Consider the following 20,098-nt stretch of genomic DNA (forward strand, 5'->3'; position numbering starts at 1 on the left):
GCTTCATCCGTAATTTCGTATCGCCGTCTCATCATAGATGTCCCCTTACGAAATGTTATGTTAATTTTCATTTTATCATGGAATCTTAGAATATTCACCAGACACGCCCTAGTAGTTCTGGTGTGATTTTGGCTCCGGCTTTTAGTGATTCAGTAATTTTTGTTAAGTCATTTAAATAGACTAATAAATTTTGCTCCATTACAGAACCTCCTTTTCTTTATACCAACATAGTACTTTGGTTCTGTATTGGTATCAATGTGAAACAGATGAAAAGCTTAAGTTGCTACCAAAAAGAAGCTGCCTACTGACACTAGGCAGCTTTGATTATAATAGGTAAACAGATTAGGTTCTAATATTTGTTGTGATCTCCAGGCAATCACGGGGGTAGAACCCGATTTCTGTGTTATTTCTACATCACATGACCCTCATCCATCAAGATCGGCATAATAATAAGCTAGTTGTTTAAGAGCCGTTCATCTTTCATGCTGTGACGTGTTCCACCTGGAAACACGGAGATCCCCCAAAAGAAAATCATCATCAATCCTCATTTCTCTTTATCTTAACCATGTATACTGCGCAGGATTTTTCAAGTAATCTTCGGCGTATTCTCGATCACATGCAAAGTCATTCAAATAAATAAAGGCTACAAAAATATCAATGACATTAAAATCCTTTAATACCATGCCGATGGTAACTCCATTCACTGCATGATCGGACAAGGTACGATCTTTTATCCATTGATCCAAAATCGGTTGCATCTTTTCATCCAGTGTTTTTAATGTTTTTACCGCATGTTCCGCTCTCTGCTCCAAATATTTTAATTCATCCATAAAGATCCGCTTCAGCTTCTCCTCATCAAAATGTAACATTAGGCACATCCCTTATTGAAATACATTATTCTTCTTTGTCATGATGATGTCATGGCTCATGGCATAATGCCCTATCATCACCAAAATAATGTTGACACACATGTTATTACTGACATGTACCCACTTACTTTCAGGATCTGACTCTTCAGATTGAATCGTACAATGCGCTCTCCCTAGTCCGGCCTCATAATCATTTCCCAAGTCTTGCAGGCGGCTAGCTTTTTATCATATGTAGCTTTTTCCCAACTCGTTATGTAAAAATAAACCCGAACTTCATCCTCCTCTTCCAAATGGGTGTTTTTTTCTTTTTATCGTGGGAACTGAGAGAATTTCTTCCATCTTCTCCTGATGATCCATAAACACAGACAAAGTAAGCAATGCACTACAAAAGTTACGCTTTTTCTTTTCCATAATATTCTCAAGGGTAGCATCCAAAACTATCCGGTTCTGCAACCACTGGTCCAAACACTGTTGCAAGTGAGGATGATCCACCTTTTCCAAACGTTCAATGATAAGATCGGCTTCATAATCAGCAACTTGTTCTTCATCGACCAGAATGGCCCTCAGCTGATTTTTATCAAAAATCAACTAAACTTCCTCCCAATTCTTTGTTTCTCTGCCAGGATTAAAGCATCAATTAGCTCATTTTCCTCCACGAATAGTCCTCTTGGTTTGCTTTTCTCCTATTTTACCACGATGGTGAACCAGAGGGAGATCAGATGGCCGGTCAAAAGTGAGGTTGCTTGAATATAGAAACGATGGGATAAACGATAAAGATGTCATGAGAATTCCGGAGCAAGTTCAATGGATACCGACTTGCATCCGATTCCTGCTTAACCCGCGAAAGGAGGAACAGGAACACTGGCATGCGGATTTCCGATTTGCTTTCCATTTGGTTTCTGCTAAAAAGACAAGGGACAATGTCTGTGATCGCCGACAGGTCGACAAGCTGTAACAATAATAATATAACGAAAAACGATATTAGTTTATTGTAAAACGATAAATCATGTGTTAAAGTAATTTTGTTATTAAATCAGTGAGGTGCTTTAAATGAAAATTACACATGGTTCAACCACTTTCTTAAAGGTAATGATTTTTCTGATTGGAATTGCAATCCTTGCTTTAAGTATCTATTGGTTGCCTGAGATGGCCATTAAAGATGCAAAGGTACATCCGGATACGGCTTATTTTCTGATCCCCTTTTTAATATGTGCATACGGATTCTGTATTGCTTTTTCTGTTGCGTTGTATCAAGCATTTAAACTACTGACTAATATCGAAAAAAACAATGCCTTCTCTGAATCATCCCTTCAATCTTTGAATGTTATAAAAAAATGTGCTTTTACAGTCATTTTTTTCATTCTGTTGGGAATAGTAAGCTTAATGGTGCTTGCCAAAACCACAGGAGACGACGCAGCAGGTCCCATATCAATAAGTCTGATGGGAATTTTAGCAACAAGTATCATCGCAGCCATTGTGGATGCACTTCAAAAGCCGTTAAAAAATGTCCTGGCTTTTAAGTCAAAAAAATGATGAAACGGTTTGAGAACATTTAATAAATGAAGCACTTGTTAAAGCCGGAAAAGAAAAAGAGCTGCCTCAAAAAAAGGGCAGCTTTAACTGTTCCGGGGGAACATTTTTGTTTCTGGCGCTTGGTTCATTTATTCGTATTTTTTGGGTTTATGAATATGGGCAACGCCCCTCCCCCGTTCGACCAGTTGTCGTCCTTTGGATAGTAAAAAAGAACGCCCTCAAAGATGTCGAATTGGACATTTTGATACACGCGGTACTGACACCGAACCTCTTCATCGGGATAAACGCTTTGGGGAAGAAACCGATATGGAATCAAAGTCATCGACCGATCAAAGCAGAAGGAGCATCCGTCTCATTTTAATCCCTTAGAATGGATGCTCCTTCTGCCCCTAACAAAAGATCCTGATCACGGGTTGAGCCAAGTCTTAAGAACCCGTTATATGCTGATGTTTCTCTGACTGCCATTTCGTTTGTTCTGCAAACCAATTTGTATTATAGAAATTAATCACATGAAAAAATCGGATTCCACATAAAATCCCTTTCTGCTCAAGATCCGCGCACATCTGTCACGGAGAAATAGGGAAAGATGTGCGCCAAATAGTCGCCGAGCAGGAGAGAAACAGAAAAGTAGGCAACCAGCAACAAATCAAACCGGGAAAACCCCAGCTCATAATAATAAGTCCGTTCTCCGCTTTCGGAAAATCTTTTTGCCTCCATGGAGACCGCAATCCGGTGAGCCCGGCGGATGCTTTGCGACAGGAGCGGAATGGAGTAGGCTTTCAGTTTGCGAAAAAAAGAAGCCAATCCCTTTTCCCGCACCATTCCCCTGACAGCCATGGCCTGGCCAATTGTCTGGAGTTCTTCCATCATGATCGGAATCAAACGGACGCCGGCCATGAAACTGTATGCGTATTTCGGTTTTAAACGGAGCTGTTGCATCAGGGAGTAAAACAAAAAGACCGGTCGGGTCGTCAGGGAAAAAACCAACCCGAGAAAGGCAAAATCCAATGCCCGAAACCCCAGGTGCAATCCGCGGTAGAAGCTCTCTTTCGTGATGTGAATCCATCCCCATGCAAACCAGGTCGTCTTACCATCACCGAAAAAAATCATCGAGGTTGAGGTGGAAAGAAAGATGAGCAGAAAGGGAAGTATGAACAGCAGCAACCGCTTGACCTTATGTCCGGTAAAAAAGGCGAACAATACAAAAGCGGCAATGGTTCCGTTGATCAAAAAGTTGAGATCGTGAGTCAGCAACACGACCACAAACAAGACCAGCATCGTAACAAGCTTCACGCTGGGATTGGCTTTGTGCAGCCATGTCTCTTTTACTTCCAACTCAAACGGCATGATCGACCGCCTCCAAACTCCGGGGGGAATTCACAATATCTTTCACCAACCTGCCGTCTTCGATCACCCATCTTCTCGTCGCAATCTGTCTGGCGATCCGCTCATCATGCGTGACCATCAAAATGGCCGTCCCCTGCTTCCGGTAATGCTCCAGGAGTTCCAGCAACCGAAAGGTATTTTTTGCATCCTGGCCAAACGTCGGTTCATCCAGAAGCAAAACAGGTTGTTTATTGACGATGGACGCGGCGACGCTCAATCTTCTTTTTTGCCCCATTGACAGCTGATAAGGATGCTGCATTTCCTGTCCCTTCAGATGAAACAACCGCAACATTTCCTCCACTTTTTCACGGATCTCTTCTTCAGACATCCGTTTCAGGCGCAGCGAATAGGCAATCTCGTCATAAACGGAATGGGTCACAAATTGAAACTCAGGATTTTGGAAAACAAATGTCAACAGATCCGTGAGATTTTTGATTTTTGCGACCGGCCGCCCATTCAGATGGCAGGTTCCCGATGTCTTGAGCAATTGCATGAGCGCCTGCAAGAATGTGCTTTTTCCCGCACCGTTTTTACCCGTGATGGCAATCCATTCGCCTTGGTTCACGTGCGCTTGACTGATTTCAATTTTGGCTTCTCTTTTCCGGTAACCTCTGAAATTCTCCAGTTTCAGCACTTCGCGAGCAGCGGGATAAGGCGATTGAAACTGATCCTGATGATCCCGCAAATACATTTCCCATACACCGGGATACCAGATCCCGTCTTTTTCAAGCATATCACGATACTGAGAAAAGATATGTTCTTTCGGCCCGTCAGCGATGATGTTGCCCTTGTCGTCAAACAAGCAGATGCGCCCGACAAAATCGAGGACGTGGTCGATTTTGTGCTCCACAATGATCAACGTTTTCTCGTGCCCGACCTTTTTCACCAACTCCCAAATCTCTTTTGTGCCAGCGGGATCCAGCATCGCCGTCGGCTCGTCCAGAAACAGCACATCCGGCTCCAAAGCCAGTGCGGAAGCAAGAGCCAGCCGTTGTTTCATTCCCCCGGACAAAGTTTGAATCGGGACATGCGGATCGGAGAACTCCAAACCGACCGCTTGCAGCAGTTTTTGTATTTTTTCCTGCATCTTCTTCCTGGGCACTTGCAGGTTTTCCAAAACAAAGGCGATTTCTTCATCCGCATAGGGCATGCAAAATTGCGAATCCGGATCCTGAAAAACATACCCCCATGAACGGGGTATCACCACTTTGTCCGCCTTCATCGGAACTTCGATCGAATGGGGGATCAGTCCGCATAAAACCTGGAGCAATGTCGATTTGCCACACCCGGACGGTCCGAGCAGAAGAACTTTTTCCCCCTGTTGAAATGAAACGGACACATCCTTGAACAAAAGGGATTCGCTTCCCGGGAACTTCAAGCGCAACCGTTCCACCTGTGCCGCCGGATTCATGGGAATCCCTCCTCTATTGCAATGCATCATAATCTTTTTGCGAGGCCGGCCGGACCAGGTTGGTCACTCCCGTCGCTTCGAGCGCTTTCACCAGATAATGGCCAAATACGCCCGAAATGACAATCGCCCCGATCAGGCGAACCACGATATACAGAACCAGATTCCATAAAGCCAAATCCCCGATGTATCCTTTGTACTGATCCATGATCAGCGAACCCACCGCAGCGGCTGCTGCTGCCAAGGAGAGCACGATCAAACCAAACCGCTTGTATCGGAATGCGGCAAAAACCAACTCAGCAAACAATCCTTGAACCCCCCCGTACAGAAGCACTTCCAGCCCCCACTCGGACCCCATGATAAATTCTCCGGAGGAAGCCGCAATTTCAGCCAACAGCGCCACACCGGGCTTGCGGATGATGAGATAGGCCACGTTTGCAGCGATGAACCACATCCCGTAAATAAACTGATCCAGATGGAGGCCAAGCGGTTTGATGGCATAATACAACGGACCCCAAACCTTGTAGATGATGCCGAATACAATGGAAATCACGATTGTGACCAAAATATCGGTCAATTTCAGACCTTTTTTCATGCTGTTCTTACTCCTTTCCAATCGTCCTGCACCCATGAACGTCATTGACTCCCGGGGGTCACGGGTCCAGCCTGGACAGATAATAAAAAGACCGCTTCCCACAGCGGAGAAAGCGGTCGTATCAGTCCAAAGGCATACCGTACCAATACTCCACTTCCCTACGCTGGTCTTAACCAGATCAGGTTCCAAGGGTCTTAAAGTCACGCTTTAATCTCAGCCTCCAACAAGGCTCCCCCAGTGGATTGGTCAATTATTCAGTTGCAGAAGTTTTTTCGACATTTATCTTAACACGGGGCAAACATTTGTCAATATAATTGGCAAAAACTAGCGGATAAACCATTTGGCAATCGGATAATCAAACCGTTCATCAGTAAGAGCCCGAATAATTCCAATGATCGGGGCAATCAGGGCCATCAAGCCAAAAATGATCAAAAATGGAATCCCGATCAAAAGGAAGGATAAGACAGCAGAAAGTCCGATCAGCACCACCATAGCAATGTGAAACACGAGCGCCTGCAAGGAAAGTTTGCGAATCTCATGTTCCTTGACCACAAGCCAGGTAATAATCGGCACAAGAACCGGAGCAAACCAAGTACTCGCATGGATCAAAATTTTTAATCCTGCTTTCAAAGAGCATTTCTCCTTTTATTAATTTCTTTTACTATATTCCCCTGTTTCGGATCAGTAAACAGCAGAATCTTTCAGCTGTACCGGCAATCTGTGCTTGTTCGCCTTCCAGCTTGAATCCTGATGCCGGGAGGCGCGTCGACAACTTGGTATTAAGATATACGTTTACGGAGTAACCGGAAAACTCCTCATTCCAAAATGTAAGATTTCCCTGATTTTCCTGTTCAAGCCCTCTTCATGATAAACCGCAACAAAGGTCAATGCAATGAAAAAAGCCGATTCCATCGAATATTTCTCCACCATTTCGGATCGCCTTCCCGTTCAGGGGCAGCATCATACATGGAAACAAAAACGGCGGCAAAAACCGCTATAATCACACAGTTTCTGCCGCTGTCTTTTCACACATGTTCAAGTTCAACCAAAGTCAGTCTCCTTGCCTCTTTTCTTTCATCTTCCGTATCACTTCAATAATCTTTTCCCTGCCGGTTTCTTCCGTAACCAAAATTCGTGGCATGGATGGAATCTCAAATTGGGTATGGTTGTGAAACAGATCGAGGATAAAAGTGCCGATCGGGGCTTGATGCTGATCCTTGACAACACTCCAAAGCATGCGCTCGCGTTTTTCCATCGTTCCCCATTCTTCCAGGGAATCATGCAGATTAAGGGTTCCTTTGACCACAAAACCCGATTTTTTCAATTTTTCAAACACCGGGGTCATCAGTTTTTTGACATAAAGGCCGTATGTGGGTTCCCCTATTTTTTCAAAGGACTGCAAAAACACATCGTAATTTTCCTCGAGTACTTTCTTCCACCGAACAGTCACATAGCCCTCGATGACGCCGCCAATTTCCTCAATGGACATGGTTGGTTTAAAAGTTAAAGCGACCTCTTCCATTTCAAACCTCCCCTTTTTTCTATCATATCATTGTTCCATCCCGAATTTAATTTAAATGACTTCGTTCCGAACCAACGAGTTGTCATTGTCACTCTGTCAATAGGCAAAGCTCTCCATCGCCTTTACTCCCTCGCGTGATGAACTTCATAAGCGGCCCTGACTCCTGATTCAATCGCCCCTTCGATCCAGGCGCGCGTCCCGGAAGTGTGCTCACCCGCGAAATGCACTCTTCCTTCCGGCGAGGAGATATATGGCTCGATCTCGGATTCCTGCCCCGGTTTAAAGAGAACAAATCCACCGGCGAGATAGGGATCCTGAGTCCAGCTTTTGGATATACCCGTTACAAACTCCTGGTAAACCAGATTCCCATGAATAACCGACAAATTTTCCAGCGTTTGGCTTATTCTCTCCTCTTCAGGCAAACTGTCCCACACCAACGTATCATCTTCCTATGTATAGCTGGACAATAAGACACCCGGTTCCGAATGTCCCATTCTGTCACTTGGATAATATGTGAAACGAATCGGAAGATCCGTAATGGTTTGCCCACCGCATATCCCTTCATATTCCCAGAAACGGGATTGAAATTCGATTCCGATCTTGGTCGCCGGAGCATAGTGTAATTCGCGAATCGCCTTCCTTTTGAAGTATGAAAAAGCGTGAAAAGGTTCGACCTCCACCATGCGCAGCGTAGAAAACGGGATCGCGATGATCGCATAATCGGCTGTGTATTTGGATGGTTTAAACGTTTTTGTATGTTGGGTATGGATGGTGATCTTGTTCTCACTATACACAATCCGGGTCATTTTCCGATGAAAATGAATGTGGTTCTTCAACTGTTGATAAAACATATAAGGAAGTCGATCCATTCCGCCTTCAATATGCAAATACCGGATGCGTGGATCCAAAAAATCATTCAAAATCCGGATAACATCCAGAAAAGAGTGCTCAGACAAACCCTGCACATCCAAAATGATTCGGATCATTTCGACGGCTTCGGAAGACAATGTGATCCCATAAGGGTTTATCTTCAAAAATGTATCGAATGGAAACATTCCCATTTGTTTGGTTATATTCCGCCCGTCTTTTTGAGGAGACCGCCGTAAAACCGACTCAACGGAGCGCAAAATTCCTCTTACCAATTGCTCGGCGGTTTTCCCCCGCTCTTTCGGGGCCACCGGGATTCCGAGGAGATCCGGATTTTCTTGATACTGCCTGCGTCGAATCTGAACGCCGTTTACGTAGATCCAGTCTTCCGGAGTCGAATTAATGAACGGAATTACAGACAGATTAAATCTCCGTATATATTCAAAAATGAGGCGATGCGTACTGGGAATCCGCATCGCCCCGGCATTAAAATACAAACCGGGGGTAAACGGAGAACGAAATGTGAGAACCCTTCCACCTACCTTCTCCGAAGCTTCCAGAATCTTTACCAGATGCCCTGCTTCCCTCAGCAAGAGACCGGCTACCAACCCTGCCATGCCGGCGCCGACAATCAAAACCTTTTTCGGTTTTTCAGTTCGACCCAAACCACTGCGAACGATGGAAAGCATCTGATCCGGATTTAGAGCGACCATCCTCTCCCTCCTTTTCTTCCGCTTAAGAAGAAGGCTTCATTAATGTTTATGGTTTTCGGAGGAAAATATGGTCAAAAAAAACCGTCTGGATGTGGTCAAACGGATTGGGCCTATTTGCCTGCAATCGACTCCCCCTGTTAACGATTTGGCCTGATCAACTGAGATCAGAAATCCCAAAAACGTTAAACCGGCACCGATTTAATACCATTGGACCGATACCGATGGAAACAATGCCAAACGGAACCAGGTGTAATCAGCAGCATCCAAAACACCACCGGCAATCTCTCCTTTATCGTCTCCGCAGGATCGGGGTACCTAGTCGCTCTATGAGGCTTCTAGACGCCTCTTTTTTGTTGTTTTGAGGTTTTTTGAATAAAAAAACCGCCTCAGCGGGCGGTGGTAAGTATATCAATCCGTCGTGGTGTTGTTGGTTTTCAGTTTCCCTGTTTAGAGACAAATCTTTTTTAATTTCTACTCATCAACATAGACAAGCCTGGTGAAATTCGTTTCCTGCTATCCATCGTTTTTACAAATCACGGATAAACGAACGTCACAACCTGATTTCCTTATGTATCAGCTTACAATATCTTTCTTGGGCATGACTTCTGGATGAAATCCATCCTCTTGAACATATCCCTTCACCGACCAAATTCTCAGACGTTTCTCTCTCGCATCAGCTTCTGCTTTCCGGTATATATCTTCATAAGCATATTTTCCGTAGGCATAAGCCACCCGGGCGTATCCATTCTTTAATAATAAGCGGTTTAAATTTTGGCCGTTCACAAACACATGACCAATCAGACGGCCATATTTGTCTTTTGCACCTGTACCGTGTAATTCAACTTCAACAAGTTTCGCCCGAGAGATTCTCCGCTTCGTAAATTGTTTGGCTTCTTCTCCATACGGCTGTTTCCCCTTTTGGGCGTGACGGGTCTCCGGGCAATCTACTAAAATCAGGCGGATTTTTACCTTTTCACCTCTCACGATCCCCCGAATGGTATCTCCATCAATGGCTTCCGCTTGCTTTACGACCAGACGTCCCTTTTTGGGCTTTCTTGTCTTCCTGGAAGTCTTCTTTCGACCTGTAAAAAGCTGATACACCCATTTAATGATGGTTTGGATAATTCCTATTTTCATTGATCCACCCCCTGTTCATTATAGCAATAGAATTCTGATTTAAAAATATAGAAACATTTTTTTGATGAACAAACAGCAATTAGCTGCCCATTTACAAATAAATAACTTGAACCCATAGAGGGTTCAAGTTATTTATTGTAGTGTTTGGTTTCAATCTTTTTTCTTCGCTGCCCAATCGGTGAGTACAACATTCGGCAGATATGTCTCAAAGGTCTGGACATTGGAACCGTCTGCATTCATCGTCCATACCTGGTTTTCGTTTCCATCAAAAACATTTGGCCCCGAGAAAGTGATACGGGTTCCATCAGGGGACCAGACGGGACCATCTAAATCCTCGTTGATTTGAGATGTAAGATTCGTTGGATTACTTCCATCTGCGTCCATGACATACACATCGGTTCCATCAAAGGCATAACGAGTGTAAAGAATCTTGGAACCATCGGGAGACCAACGGGCATCAAACTCAGCCGTTTCATTACTTGCGTCTCCGGTTAATTGCTTCACATCAGATCCATCAATGTTCATAACGTAGATATGGTTTCTTCCATCCCGGTCGGAGTGAAACACAATTTTCGTGCCATCGGGAGAGATATCCGGAGAGGAATTATAGAAAGGCTCAGTTTGTGTGAGTTGCACCGGATCGCTGCCATCTGCATTCATCAGCCATATATCGAAATGTCTTTCAAACACAATTTTACTTCCATCCTTTGACCATCTGGCGTACGAACCAGTTCCGATCTTTACAGGATTTTTTCCATTAGGATCGGAAACCATAATATCGCCATTATTGGTGCTATAGAGCAATTTCTTTCCATCTGGTGAAAGATCCGGAGTTCGACCGTCGGTGATTCGCTTAATGTTAGTACCGTCCGGGTTCATTCTGTAAACTCCAGTATCCATCCGATCGTCGTCAGGAAGCCATCGGGCACTTTCAAAGTAGATCAATTCTTTTTCTTTTGCAAAGCTCGGGGAAGGACTAAACAAAGCTGACGCCAAAGCAATTCCACCAATAAGAACCCATAATTTTCTGATAATAGGATACCTCCTTATTGCTTGTCTATTAATTTATTCGGTTCAAGTTTAAGATTTCTGTCTCATCACTTGACGTTTACTTAATTAAATATTTTAATAATTTTGAGTATACGTGCTCGATTGATCGTGGAACAAGAACTTCAATTGAAAGACATGTAGATTCCATGATATCTAGCCAAGAAATAAAGGAGATAGAAAAATTACTGGATCAAAAACCGGGAACAGCTTTCATCATTATTGCCGACAAGGCTGTTTTGGAAGAAACAACACGAAGTTTCACTCCAGAAGTAAGGGAAACACCGCAAAAGAAACTGAGGGAGTTAACAGACGGGCTGGCAAAAATTCATGATGCAACGATTAAGATTGATGATCAGCGGGGGGATCCTGCAGTGGTAAACCACAATCGGGAAGTGGACGTGATCATGGATGTGGCAAGAGAGGTGTTCGGCTCCGAAAATACAGGGATGACAAAGCCGAACATGGTCGGCGAGGATTTTTCTTATTATCTCAAAAAAGCTCCGGGCGCTTTTTTGCTTTGTTGGAGCAGGAGATTCAAATAAACCAGTCTATCCGCACCACCATCCCCGCTTTCAGCTTGATTCTCTTGCAGCGGAATGGTTTTGTCGGCTGACCCATGAAATATTTGGGGTGATTGGGAGTGAGGAAAGAAGCAACTGACTTGTGCCTCACTGCCAATCACAATATGAAGTATCATTAGCGATTTATCGTGCAGGAATCACTTCAGCCGGCTTCTCATCCAATACACTGATCGGGCTAAACGCCTCAAAGTGAATTCGTTTTTTCGGAATTTCCATTTCCAATAATCCCCGGTAAATCGCCTTCATGAATGGAAGGGGTCCGCAAAAATAAAACATTCCATCCGCATGGGGGAGAATGGATTCCAACCAACTGCGATCGATAAATCCTTCCTTGTCAAAGTTTCCTGCCTGACGATCTTTTTCCGTCGGTTTTTCATAACAGACATAAGACTTGATATTGGGGTTTTCGTTTGCCAATCGGGAGACTTCATCTTTCATGGCGTGTACGTTTCCGTTGATGGCTGCGTGAATGAAAGTCACCTTTCGTTCTGGCTGCCGTTCCGCTGTTGTTTTCAGCATACTCATCAATGGCGTCAATCCCACACCGCCACTGATCAGAACAAGCGGGGCCGGATCATCCGTATTCAAAACAAAGTCTCCGGCCGGTGCGCTGAAAGCCAGAAGATCCCCTTCATTTATCTGGTGATGAAGGTAATTGGACACAATCCCCGGCGGATTTCCATGGTGCGCATCTTCTCTTTTCACCGTAATCCGGTAGTAATCTTTGTCCGGTACATCAGACAGGCTGTAATGCCGGATATGTTCGTACTTCTCACCCGGAATCCTTGCTCTCAAGGTCAGATATTGTCCGGGCAAATAGCTTGCAATCTCCTTCCCATCCGCAGGCTTTAAGTAAAAAGATGTAATGACGTCACTTTCTTTCACTTTGCGATCCACCACGAAATCCCTGAATCCACTCCATCCTCCTGGTTGGGATTCTGCCTGTTCATACAACTCCCGTTCTATTTTCATGAAAAGATCGGAGAGGTACTGATACGCTTCACTCCATGCCTCGAGGATTTCCGCGTTTACCTGGTTCCCCAACACATCATGCACTGCTTGGATCAAATTTTCTCCCACAATCGGATATTGCTCAGGAACCACTCCGATCGCCCGATGTTTATGGGCAATCCGTGTGATGATGGGCCGGATCGCGTCCAGATTGTCGATATGTTCTCCGGCCGCGTAAACGGAATGGGCCAGCGCTTTCTGCTGAATCCCCCGCCGTTGATTCGTTTGGTTAAACAAATTGTACAGTTCGGGATGACTTCCGAAAAGCAACTGATAAAACCGTTTCCCAATGGCTTCACTGTGCTTTTGAAGGATCGGTGCCGTCGCTTTGACGATCTGAATCGTTCTGCTGTTCATCGTAATACCTCCTCTGTTTGATATGTTGCTTATTCTGTGCTTCCGATATTCAGGCTCCTTGCTTTATCGTTATATCAAAGCGGAGACAGCAAATTGTGAAACAGATCACAAATAGACAGCGGCGAAACCATCCTTCATCCTTCAAGTTCCCGAGAAATACTTGCTGCGAATTCCGCCCCTAATGTGAACCCACTTTAATCAACAGTAAATTCGCATCTTCTATTGCCGCGATGTCATGTTCCTGAAAAGGATTCATATGCAGCAATGAACCCGATTTCATATGAAATTTCTGTTCGGACACGCCGAACAAGACTTCCCCTTCTATAACATAAACGATCACATGGCAGTTTGCATGATGACGGGGAATCTTTTTGCCAGCCTTTAACTGCAGGTTCATGACCGCTCCTTCTTCAAAATCGAGCAACTTGGACCGGGCAACCCCTTTCTCCCCGCTTAATTGGTTTTTGATCTCCACTACTGACATAAGATCATCCCCCTTCAATTCTGAACGATGATTTTACTCAGATTCCATTCCTCTTCGCATCTCCTCTGCTTTCACGTCTCTGGCAATTTCCTCTTTTTCATCCTTGGACAAAACGAGACTGAACAGCGGAAATAGATAATGATCCTCTTTTTCAATATGTTTTTTCAACAGATATGCAAGCAATCCCATCTTCTGGATCAGCTCATGCGAAGGATTTTCGGGATCATGATTTTTAAACATTATCTTGGCTTCTTCATAATGTTTGCGAATGATCTCATGCTCACTCTTCAATTTGTAAATCGGGCCCACTTCGGTTTCCGGAATGTGTTTTACCAAACGCGAAAGAATATATTTTTCTTCATATAAAAAGTGGTGATCCAATTCATGGCCGATTTCACCTAAAACTTTGTCATAAAGTTCGGTGTTATATCCTTCTCTTACCCGATCCATCCATTGGCTTAATGAAGCGTGTTCTTCGATGAAAGAATGCAGTTCAGGCGCGACGATCCCCAAAATTTTTTCCGATTCACTCACATTCGTTTTTTGCCAATCTGTTAAATCCAGTTTTGGTTGATACTTTGGTCTTGACATCCTGATCTGCTCCTTATTGCGGATTTTTCCAAAGCTTGTGTACCAATGCTTAAGCAAGCTTCAGTTTTTTTGCGAGAAAATCTTTTTCCTCGGACGAAAGCAACCGTTCCGCCATGGGAAAAAGAACATTTTCTTCTTTCATAAAATGCTGGGACAAAACATGATAAGCTTCAATCATAAACGCGGTGATTTCCTTTGCCTTTTCAATATGAACAGATGCGTCCGCCTGATTGAGCTTTTCGATAAAAGTTTGCAGATTTTTCTTCCCTTGCTGATGCTCATATTCCATCACTGCGATCGGACCCGTTTCTCTGCCGATGTACTGAGCCATCAATGTGAAGAGAAACTCTTCTTCCCGTTCTGAATGTGCAGTCAGCTCCTGCTCGAAGCGAATGGCTTTCTCCTTTAAACCGGGCCAGTCAATTGGATGTTCCCTTGCTGCTTCGGCCAACTGAAACAGCTGCTCCATTTGCTCCCTCAATGTCACATGTTCTTGCTTGAATTGCTGCAGGGCAGGGCACAAAGGAACATCTCCCCCCATCATGTGACCGCAATGAAAAGGCATCTCATTCATCGTTCTTTTTCCCTCCATTTCCACGATGCAGGTTTCAAGAAAGATGCAACCCATCCCAAGTTGCTCCCACGCGAAAAAGCCAAAGAGATGCAACATCCAAACTCTTACTTTTTCATGCCCAATTATACTTTGGTGACTTAACATTCCGCTGTGAGCGATATCACTCCTTCCCCTCTGTCACATAATTTTCACAAAATACAACAAGACAAATTTGAAGATGAGCAAACGTAAACAATCATGTGATTTGTTTCACAAACAGGGCTGCATTTGTATCATTCTCAACTGGAGGAAAGCAAACTTTTCAGTGCATCCAGATTGTAAATAAAGATGCCTTTCCGGCTGATCTCGAGCAGTTGATCCTTTTTAAGCTGATTTAACACCCGGTTGACCGATTCCCTTGACATTCCCAACATATTTGCAAAATCCTGGTTTGTTAATGGGATTGAGATATAAACGCCACCATCCTTTTCATTTCCGTACTCCTCCACCAACTGCAATAATGACACGATCATTTTTCGATGAATATCGCCCGAGATCACCCCGTGTAAACGCCTTTGCATCTGAAGGAGCCTTTTATCCATCATTTTCATGACTGACTTGGCTATTTGCGGGTTTGAACTCAGCAACTGATTAAAACTTCCCAGCGGGATTGCCAGCAATTCACAATCCGTGACAGTTTGCGCTGTTCCTGGATACGGGATGTCATCGAAAAATCCCACGTGAGGAAACATTTCCCCCTTTGGCAAAAGGCAGATAACCTGTTCGTTTCCGTTATTGTCAACCTTCGTAACCTTAATGATTCCCGAATGAATGAAATAAACGGCGCTCCGTTCCTGACCTTCTGTAAAAACGGTTGAATGCTTTCGATAATGACGCAAAAACGCTATTCCGGAAACCTTTTTCAATTCTTCCTCGTTCAACCCGCTAAACACGGGAACACGTTTAACAACCTCAAATTTATGATCCATCCAAACCGCCCCCACATTGTTAAATCGTTCGCAAGCTTAAGCAGAATCACCAAAAAATCAGGCCTTAAGATGTTGTAACCGATCCCGCTCCGGCTCTGTCTCGCACGAAACGGACAGAACCCTTATCGCCCGAAAACAACTTCATCCGTTTTTTGTAACTAACTTCTTTTTACACGAGATCGCTTTGCGCAGCCAAGTGTCAAAAGACAATCATTCTGTGGATTTTTTGTGACACAACTCATTTTGTGAAATAAATCACATTCATTTCGTTCAACACCTCATACACTGGTTGTAAGCACGGATAAATTAAATCGCTCTTGTTATACGAATGGAGGTTATCCAATGAAATACCGCAACATGCCCGGTATTGACAAGCCGGTTTCCGAAGTTGGCTTCGGTGTTTGGTCCGTTGCCACTCCGTGGTGGGGCGTAAATGACGACAAGCTCGGCAAACGCCTGCTGCGCATGGCATACGAAGATTACGGCATTACATTTTTTGATACCGGCGATGTGTACGGCCAAGGCAAAGGAGAAACACTCTTGTCAGAAGCACTGGAAGGACTTCGTGACAACGTGGTGATTGCCACCAAATTCGGCTACGACATCTATGCCAAGCGGGGCGACCGTCACGGCAGACACTCCGAATTGCCCCAACGGTGGGATGCAGCCTCAATCCGCCAGTCCTGCGAAGAAAGCTTGCGCCGATTGAAAACGGATGTGATCGACCTCTACCAACTTCATAATCCAAGAATGGAAGCAATTCAAAGCGATGAAGTGCTTGAGACGCTGGAACGATTGAAAGGGGAAGGAAAAATCCGCTCCTACGGTGTCGCATTGGGGCCGGACATCGGCTGGAAGGATGAAGGATTGGCCACCCTCCGCGATGAGCGGTATGACATGGCGCAAATCATCAACAACATGCTGGAACAGGATCCCGCCAGAGAACTGATCCGGGAGGCGGAAAAGCGGAACAAAGCCTTGATTGTCCGTGTCCCGCATGCATCGGGGCTCCTTGACGGCACCTATGACCCGGACAAACATTTCAACAAACATGACCATCGCAATCACCGGCCGGTCAAGTGGATGAAAGCTGGTCTGGCCGCAGTTCAACAATTGAAATTCCTGTACGAAGGAACTGACCGGACGATTGGCCAAGCGTCCATTCTCTTCTCGTTAGCCAATCCATCGATCAAATCAGTGCTCCCCAATATCACCACTGAAGAAAACTTGCGTGAATTTGCCGAGGCGCCTGACAAAACTCCGCTTACGGAAGAGGAAATGAAGAAGCTTGAAGAGTTGTGGGAAACCAGCATGAAAGAGCAATTGAAACAGCCGTTCTCCGACAGCAAAATCAAGCCGACACCGGTAGCACCTCGATAACAACCGCTCGGACAGGAACTCCAACATCACTTTCGGAGCAGTCACGGAAAGTCAAGTGACAAAACATCGACGTTAATGTCAACTTTCCGTGAACTCGCCCCTTTTTGTGAAATTAATCACATTTTCTTTGTCCGTTTCCGCTTACATTCTTTTACGCAGAGAAAATTTCAATCTGACCATGGGGGTGTGAAACCAGTGAAGAAAACGGGGATCTCAAGCCGGCTGAAAAAACTTCTTTTGTGTTCCCCTCTTTTATTCTTATTGACCGGATGCAGCGACAAATATATCCTGCTCAATCCTGCCGGCCCGGTAGCACAGACAGAGCACAGACTCATCTTACTTTCCGCCATTTTGGTTGCGATCGTCGTGATTCCTGTCATCGTTCTTCTTGTCTTTATCGTGATTCGTTACCGAGAACGTCCGGGAAATCAGGCGCCTTATCAGCCAAATTGGACAGACAGCAAAATTTTGGAGGTTATTTGGTGGGGAATCCCCATTCTGATCGTTGCCATATTGGGGTTCGCCACTGTTCGCGACACGTTCGCGTTGACCCGTCCTCCCAGTGAGCAAAAACCCATCACCATACAGGTTGTCTCGCTGGATTGGAAATGGTTGTTTCTCTATCCTGATTCGAATATTGCCACTGTCAACTACTGTGAAATTCCCACAGGGGTACCGGTTCAATTTGTGTTAACCGCAGATGCCCCCATGAACTCCTTCTGGGTTCCGCAGTTGGGCGGGCAAGAATACACCATGCCGGGAATGGAGATGCGACTCTGGCTGCAGGCAGACCGCGAGGGAGTGTTTGAAGGGCGCGGCGCAAACTTTACCGGAAAAGGATTTGCCCACATGAACTTTCAGGTGGTTGCCAAACCGCAGTCTGAATTTGCGTCATGGGTCAAAAAGGTCAAGGGATCTGCTCCCTCTTTAACCCAGGAGAAATACGATCTACTTGCCAAGCCGAGCGTTGTCAACAAACAGTCTTATTCATCTTACCCGCCTGCACTTTATCAAAATACCGTAAATAAAAACGGCGGGATATATTGGCACCATCCAATGCCAATGAATGAGCCTCATCAAATGCCAATGGAAAACTGACAAGAAAGGTGGGAATGGCGGATGTTAAAGAGTCTGATTTCGTACTTGCAGAACGCGAATCTCATGATACAGATCTCAGCAGTTGCGATCATCTTGACATTGGTCGGGATCGTGTTCGCTTTGACGTATTTCAAAAAATGGGGATGGTTGTGGCGCGAATGGATCACAACCGTCGATCATAAAAAGATCGGGATCATGTATCTGGTTTGCGCGCTGTTGATGTTCTTTCGCGGCGGCGTCGACGCCCTGTTGATGAGAACGCAACTGGCTTTCCCGAATCTGCATTTTTTAAACGCACAACACTACGATGAAATCTTTACCACTCACGGAACCATCATGATTCTGTTCATGGCCATGCCTTTTATCTTTGCCATGTTTAACCTGGTGGTTCCTCTTCAAATCGGCGCACGCGATGTTGCTTTTCCCTTCTTAAACGCCGTAAGTTTTTGGCTGTTTTTCTTCGGTGCAATGCTGTTTAACCTGTCCTTCGTGCTGGGGGGTTCCCCCGATGCCGGTTGGGTGGGCTATCCGCCGCTGTCTGAACTGCCGTATAGCCCGGGACCGGGTGTCAACTATTATGTTCTGGGCATTCAAATATCCGGGATCGGAAGCATTGCGACGGGAATCAACTTTATCGTCACAATCCTGAAAATGCGCGCTCCCGGCATGACCCTGATGCGGATGCCGCTCTTTACCTGGTCTGTTCTTGCATCCTGTATTGTGATTATCTTTGCTTTCCCTGCTTTGACCGTTGCGCTTGCCCTTTTGGGGATGGACCGGATTTTTGGAACCCACTTCTTTACGATGCTGCATGGCGGGAACCCGATGATGTACATCAATCTCTTCTGGGTTTGGGGACATCCTGAGGTTTACATTGTCATCCTGCCGGCATACGGTATTTTCTCTGAAGTGGTCAGCACCTTCTGTCGGAAATATATTTTCGGTTACAAGTCCATGGTGGTTTCACTCATGATGATTAGTATTATCAGCTATTTCGTCTGGGTGCACCATTTCTTCACGATGGGTGCCGGTCCGGGAGTAAACAGCTTCTTTGCCGTGGCATCAATGGCCGTTGGGATTCCCACAGGCGTGAAGGTATTCAACTGGCTGTTTACGATGTTCAGGGGCCGGATCCGAATCACCTTGCCGATGCTTTGGACGCTTGCATTTATCCCTTGCTTTGCCGTCGGCGGAGCAACCGGGATCATGCTCGCAGTGGCTCCAGCAGATTACCAGTTTCACAACAGTTACTTCCTCATCGCTCACTTCCATCAGGTCTTGATCGGTGGGGTTGTGTACGGGCTGCTTGCAGGAATGTATTTCTGGTGGCCCAAGATTTTAGGATTTAAACTGAATGAAACTCTCGGCAAATGGGCGTTTTGGTTCTTTAACCTTGGATTTTATGTCTGCTTTATGCCGCAATACGCGTTGGGATTCATGGGCATGACCCGGCGTGTGTACACTTATCCGGCTGAATCAGGCTGGGGAACGCTCAATTTCGTCTCCACCATCGGCGCGTTTATGATGGGGATCGGATTCCTCTTTATCGTGGCACAAATCCTTTACAGCATTCGCCATGGAGAACGCGACACGACCGGAGATCCATGGGACGGTCGTACGTTGGAATGGTCTCTTCCGTCTCCCGTCCCTCATTACAATTTCGCCCAAATTCCTGTGGTCGATGACATGGATGCCTGGTGGAAAATGAAACAGCAGCAAAAAGAAGGCATTCAGCCACAGAAGGAACCATTGAAGCCGATTCACATGCCAAGCCCTTCATCCCTGCCTTTCTTCATGGGATTGGCGTTTTTCATCTGCGGATTCGGTTTGGTCTTTAACCAATTCACCATAGCCACGATCGGGCTGATCGGTGTAGTGATTTGCATGCTCTGGCGATCGCTTGAAAAAGACACGGGCTATTATATTTCGGTAGAAGAAATCAAGAAAAATGAAGCGGCAGTAAGGGGGTTGTAA

General features: G+C 45.2%; 20 protein-coding genes, 1 pseudogene and 1 riboswitch. Of the genes and pseudogenes, 6 read left to right on the plus strand and 15 right to left on the minus strand.

Annotated elements, in window-relative coordinates; genetic code table 11:
• Window positions 1-554: 554 nt before the first annotated feature.
• Both I8U18_RS03400 and I8U18_RS03405 read right to left on the minus strand, forming a co-directional pair.
• Window positions 555-869 carry a hypothetical protein gene (locus I8U18_RS03400; RefSeq protein WP_198054865.1) on the minus strand — a complete coding sequence of 105 codons (315 nt, stop codon included), beginning with the start codon at window positions 867-869 and terminating at the stop codon, window positions 555-557.
• Window positions 870-1,142: 273 nt separating this feature from the next.
• Window positions 1,143-1,457 (minus strand): hypothetical protein, encoded by a 315-nt coding sequence (locus I8U18_RS03405; protein ID WP_198054866.1) that lies wholly within the window; start codon window positions 1,455-1,457, stop codon window positions 1,143-1,145.
• 462 nt (window positions 1,458-1,919) lie between these two features.
• Between I8U18_RS03405 and I8U18_RS03410 the strand changes: the two genes are divergently transcribed.
• Both I8U18_RS03410 and I8U18_RS03415 read left to right on the plus strand, forming a co-directional pair.
• Entirely contained in the window at window positions 1,920-2,402 is a 483-nt protein-coding gene (locus I8U18_RS03410; protein ID WP_198064485.1) for a DUF2975 domain-containing protein, read from the plus strand.
• Window positions 2,403-2,508: 106 nt separating this feature from the next.
• Window positions 2,509-2,763, plus strand: coding sequence for a hypothetical protein (locus I8U18_RS03415; protein WP_198064486.1), 255 nt, complete (start codon window positions 2,509-2,511; stop codon window positions 2,761-2,763).
• Between the two features lie 185 nt (window positions 2,764-2,948).
• On the opposite strand, the gene I8U18_RS03420 is transcribed toward I8U18_RS03415, so the two are convergent.
• The 8 genes and pseudogenes from I8U18_RS03420 to I8U18_RS03455 all read right to left on the minus strand — a co-directional run bounded on the left by I8U18_RS03420 (window position 2,949) and on the right by I8U18_RS03455 (window position 11,026).
• Window positions 2,949-3,749, minus strand: coding sequence for an energy-coupling factor transporter transmembrane component T family protein (locus tag I8U18_RS03420; protein WP_198054869.1), 801 nt, complete (start codon window positions 3,747-3,749; stop codon window positions 2,949-2,951).
• Window positions 3,739-5,199 carry an ABC transporter ATP-binding protein gene (locus tag I8U18_RS03425; RefSeq protein ID WP_198064487.1) on the minus strand — a complete coding sequence of 487 codons (1,461 nt, stop codon included), beginning with the start codon at window positions 5,197-5,199 and terminating at the stop codon, window positions 3,739-3,741. The genes I8U18_RS03420 and I8U18_RS03425 overlap by 11 nt, the downstream gene beginning before the upstream one ends.
• A 13-nt stretch (window positions 5,200-5,212) precedes the next feature.
• Window positions 5,213-5,791 carry an ECF transporter S component gene (locus I8U18_RS03430; RefSeq protein ID WP_198064488.1) on the minus strand — a complete coding sequence of 193 codons (579 nt, stop codon included), beginning with the start codon at window positions 5,789-5,791 and terminating at the stop codon, window positions 5,213-5,215.
• A gap of 138 nt (window positions 5,792-5,929) precedes the next feature.
• Window positions 5,930-6,037: riboswitch (TPP riboswitch) on the minus strand.
• Between the two features lie 78 nt (window positions 6,038-6,115).
• Window positions 6,116-6,421 carry a DUF4870 domain-containing protein gene (locus tag I8U18_RS03435; RefSeq protein ID WP_198054872.1) on the minus strand — a complete coding sequence of 102 codons (306 nt, stop codon included), beginning with the start codon at window positions 6,419-6,421 and terminating at the stop codon, window positions 6,116-6,118.
• Window positions 6,422-6,842: 421 nt separating this feature from the next.
• Window positions 6,843-7,313: a DUF6022 family protein gene (locus tag I8U18_RS03440; RefSeq protein WP_198064489.1), complete on the minus strand. Its 471-nt coding sequence runs from the start codon at window positions 7,311-7,313 to the stop codon at window positions 6,843-6,845.
• 122 nt (window positions 7,314-7,435) lie between these two features.
• Window positions 7,436-8,893 (minus strand): annotated as a pseudogene (locus tag I8U18_RS03445) (flavin monoamine oxidase family protein).
• Between the two features lie 573 nt (window positions 8,894-9,466).
• Window positions 9,467-10,030 (minus strand): thermonuclease family protein, encoded by a 564-nt coding sequence (locus I8U18_RS03450; RefSeq protein ID WP_198059968.1) that lies wholly within the window; start codon window positions 10,028-10,030, stop codon window positions 9,467-9,469.
• A 150-nt stretch (window positions 10,031-10,180) separates the two neighbouring features.
• Entirely contained in the window at window positions 10,181-11,026 is an 846-nt protein-coding gene (locus I8U18_RS03455; protein ID WP_198054886.1) for a TolB family protein, read from the minus strand.
• 200 nt (window positions 11,027-11,226) lie between these two features.
• Here I8U18_RS03455 and I8U18_RS03460 point away from each other — a divergent pair, with 200 nt between their 5' ends.
• A complete protein-coding gene (locus I8U18_RS03460) occupies window positions 11,227-11,622 on the plus strand; it encodes a M20/M25/M40 family metallo-hydrolase (protein ID WP_232331142.1) in 396 nt (131 codons plus the stop codon).
• A gap of 162 nt (window positions 11,623-11,784) precedes the next feature.
• Here I8U18_RS03460 and hmpA read toward each other — a convergent pair whose 3' ends face one another.
• From hmpA to I8U18_RS03485, 5 genes are all read right to left on the minus strand, one after another.
• Window positions 11,785-13,029 (minus strand): NO-inducible flavohemoprotein, encoded by a 1,245-nt coding sequence (gene hmpA, locus I8U18_RS03465; RefSeq protein WP_198064490.1) that lies wholly within the window; start codon window positions 13,027-13,029, stop codon window positions 11,785-11,787.
• A 178-nt stretch (window positions 13,030-13,207) separates the two neighbouring features.
• A complete protein-coding gene (locus I8U18_RS03470) occupies window positions 13,208-13,513 on the minus strand; it encodes an AraC family ligand binding domain-containing protein (RefSeq protein WP_198054888.1) in 306 nt (101 codons plus the stop codon).
• A 33-nt stretch (window positions 13,514-13,546) separates the two neighbouring features.
• Window positions 13,547-14,104, minus strand: coding sequence for a hemerythrin domain-containing protein (locus tag I8U18_RS03475; protein WP_033101582.1), 558 nt, complete (start codon window positions 14,102-14,104; stop codon window positions 13,547-13,549).
• A 49-nt stretch (window positions 14,105-14,153) separates the two neighbouring features.
• Window positions 14,154-14,732 carry a hemerythrin domain-containing protein gene (locus I8U18_RS03480; protein WP_309485177.1) on the minus strand — a complete coding sequence of 193 codons (579 nt, stop codon included), beginning with the start codon at window positions 14,730-14,732 and terminating at the stop codon, window positions 14,154-14,156.
• 224 nt (window positions 14,733-14,956) lie between these two features.
• The gene (locus I8U18_RS03485) at window positions 14,957-15,646 is read right to left on the minus strand and encodes a Crp/Fnr family transcriptional regulator (protein WP_033101581.1); all 690 of its coding nucleotides are present in this window, start codon (window positions 15,644-15,646) and stop codon (window positions 14,957-14,959) included.
• 342 nt (window positions 15,647-15,988) lie between these two features.
• Here I8U18_RS03485 and I8U18_RS03490 point away from each other — a divergent pair, with 342 nt between their 5' ends.
• The 3 genes from I8U18_RS03490 (at window position 15,989) to qoxB (ending at window position 20,098) form a co-directional block, all read left to right on the plus strand.
• Entirely contained in the window at window positions 15,989-17,026 is a 1,038-nt protein-coding gene (locus I8U18_RS03490) for an aldo/keto reductase (protein WP_033101580.1), read from the plus strand.
• 195 nt (window positions 17,027-17,221) lie between these two features.
• Complete coding sequence (locus tag I8U18_RS03495; protein ID WP_235281685.1) at window positions 17,222-18,124, plus strand: ubiquinol oxidase subunit II; 903 nt, start codon at window positions 17,222-17,224, stop codon at window positions 18,122-18,124.
• A gap of 21 nt (window positions 18,125-18,145) precedes the next feature.
• Window positions 18,146-20,098: a cytochrome aa3 quinol oxidase subunit I gene (gene qoxB, locus I8U18_RS03500; protein ID WP_052154305.1), complete on the plus strand. Its 1,953-nt coding sequence runs from the start codon at window positions 18,146-18,148 to the stop codon at window positions 20,096-20,098.

Source organism: Thermoactinomyces sp. CICC 10522 (assembly GCF_016055075.1).
Classification (GTDB): domain Bacteria; phylum Bacillota; class Bacilli; order Thermoactinomycetales; family Thermoactinomycetaceae; genus Thermoactinomyces_A; species Thermoactinomyces_A daqus.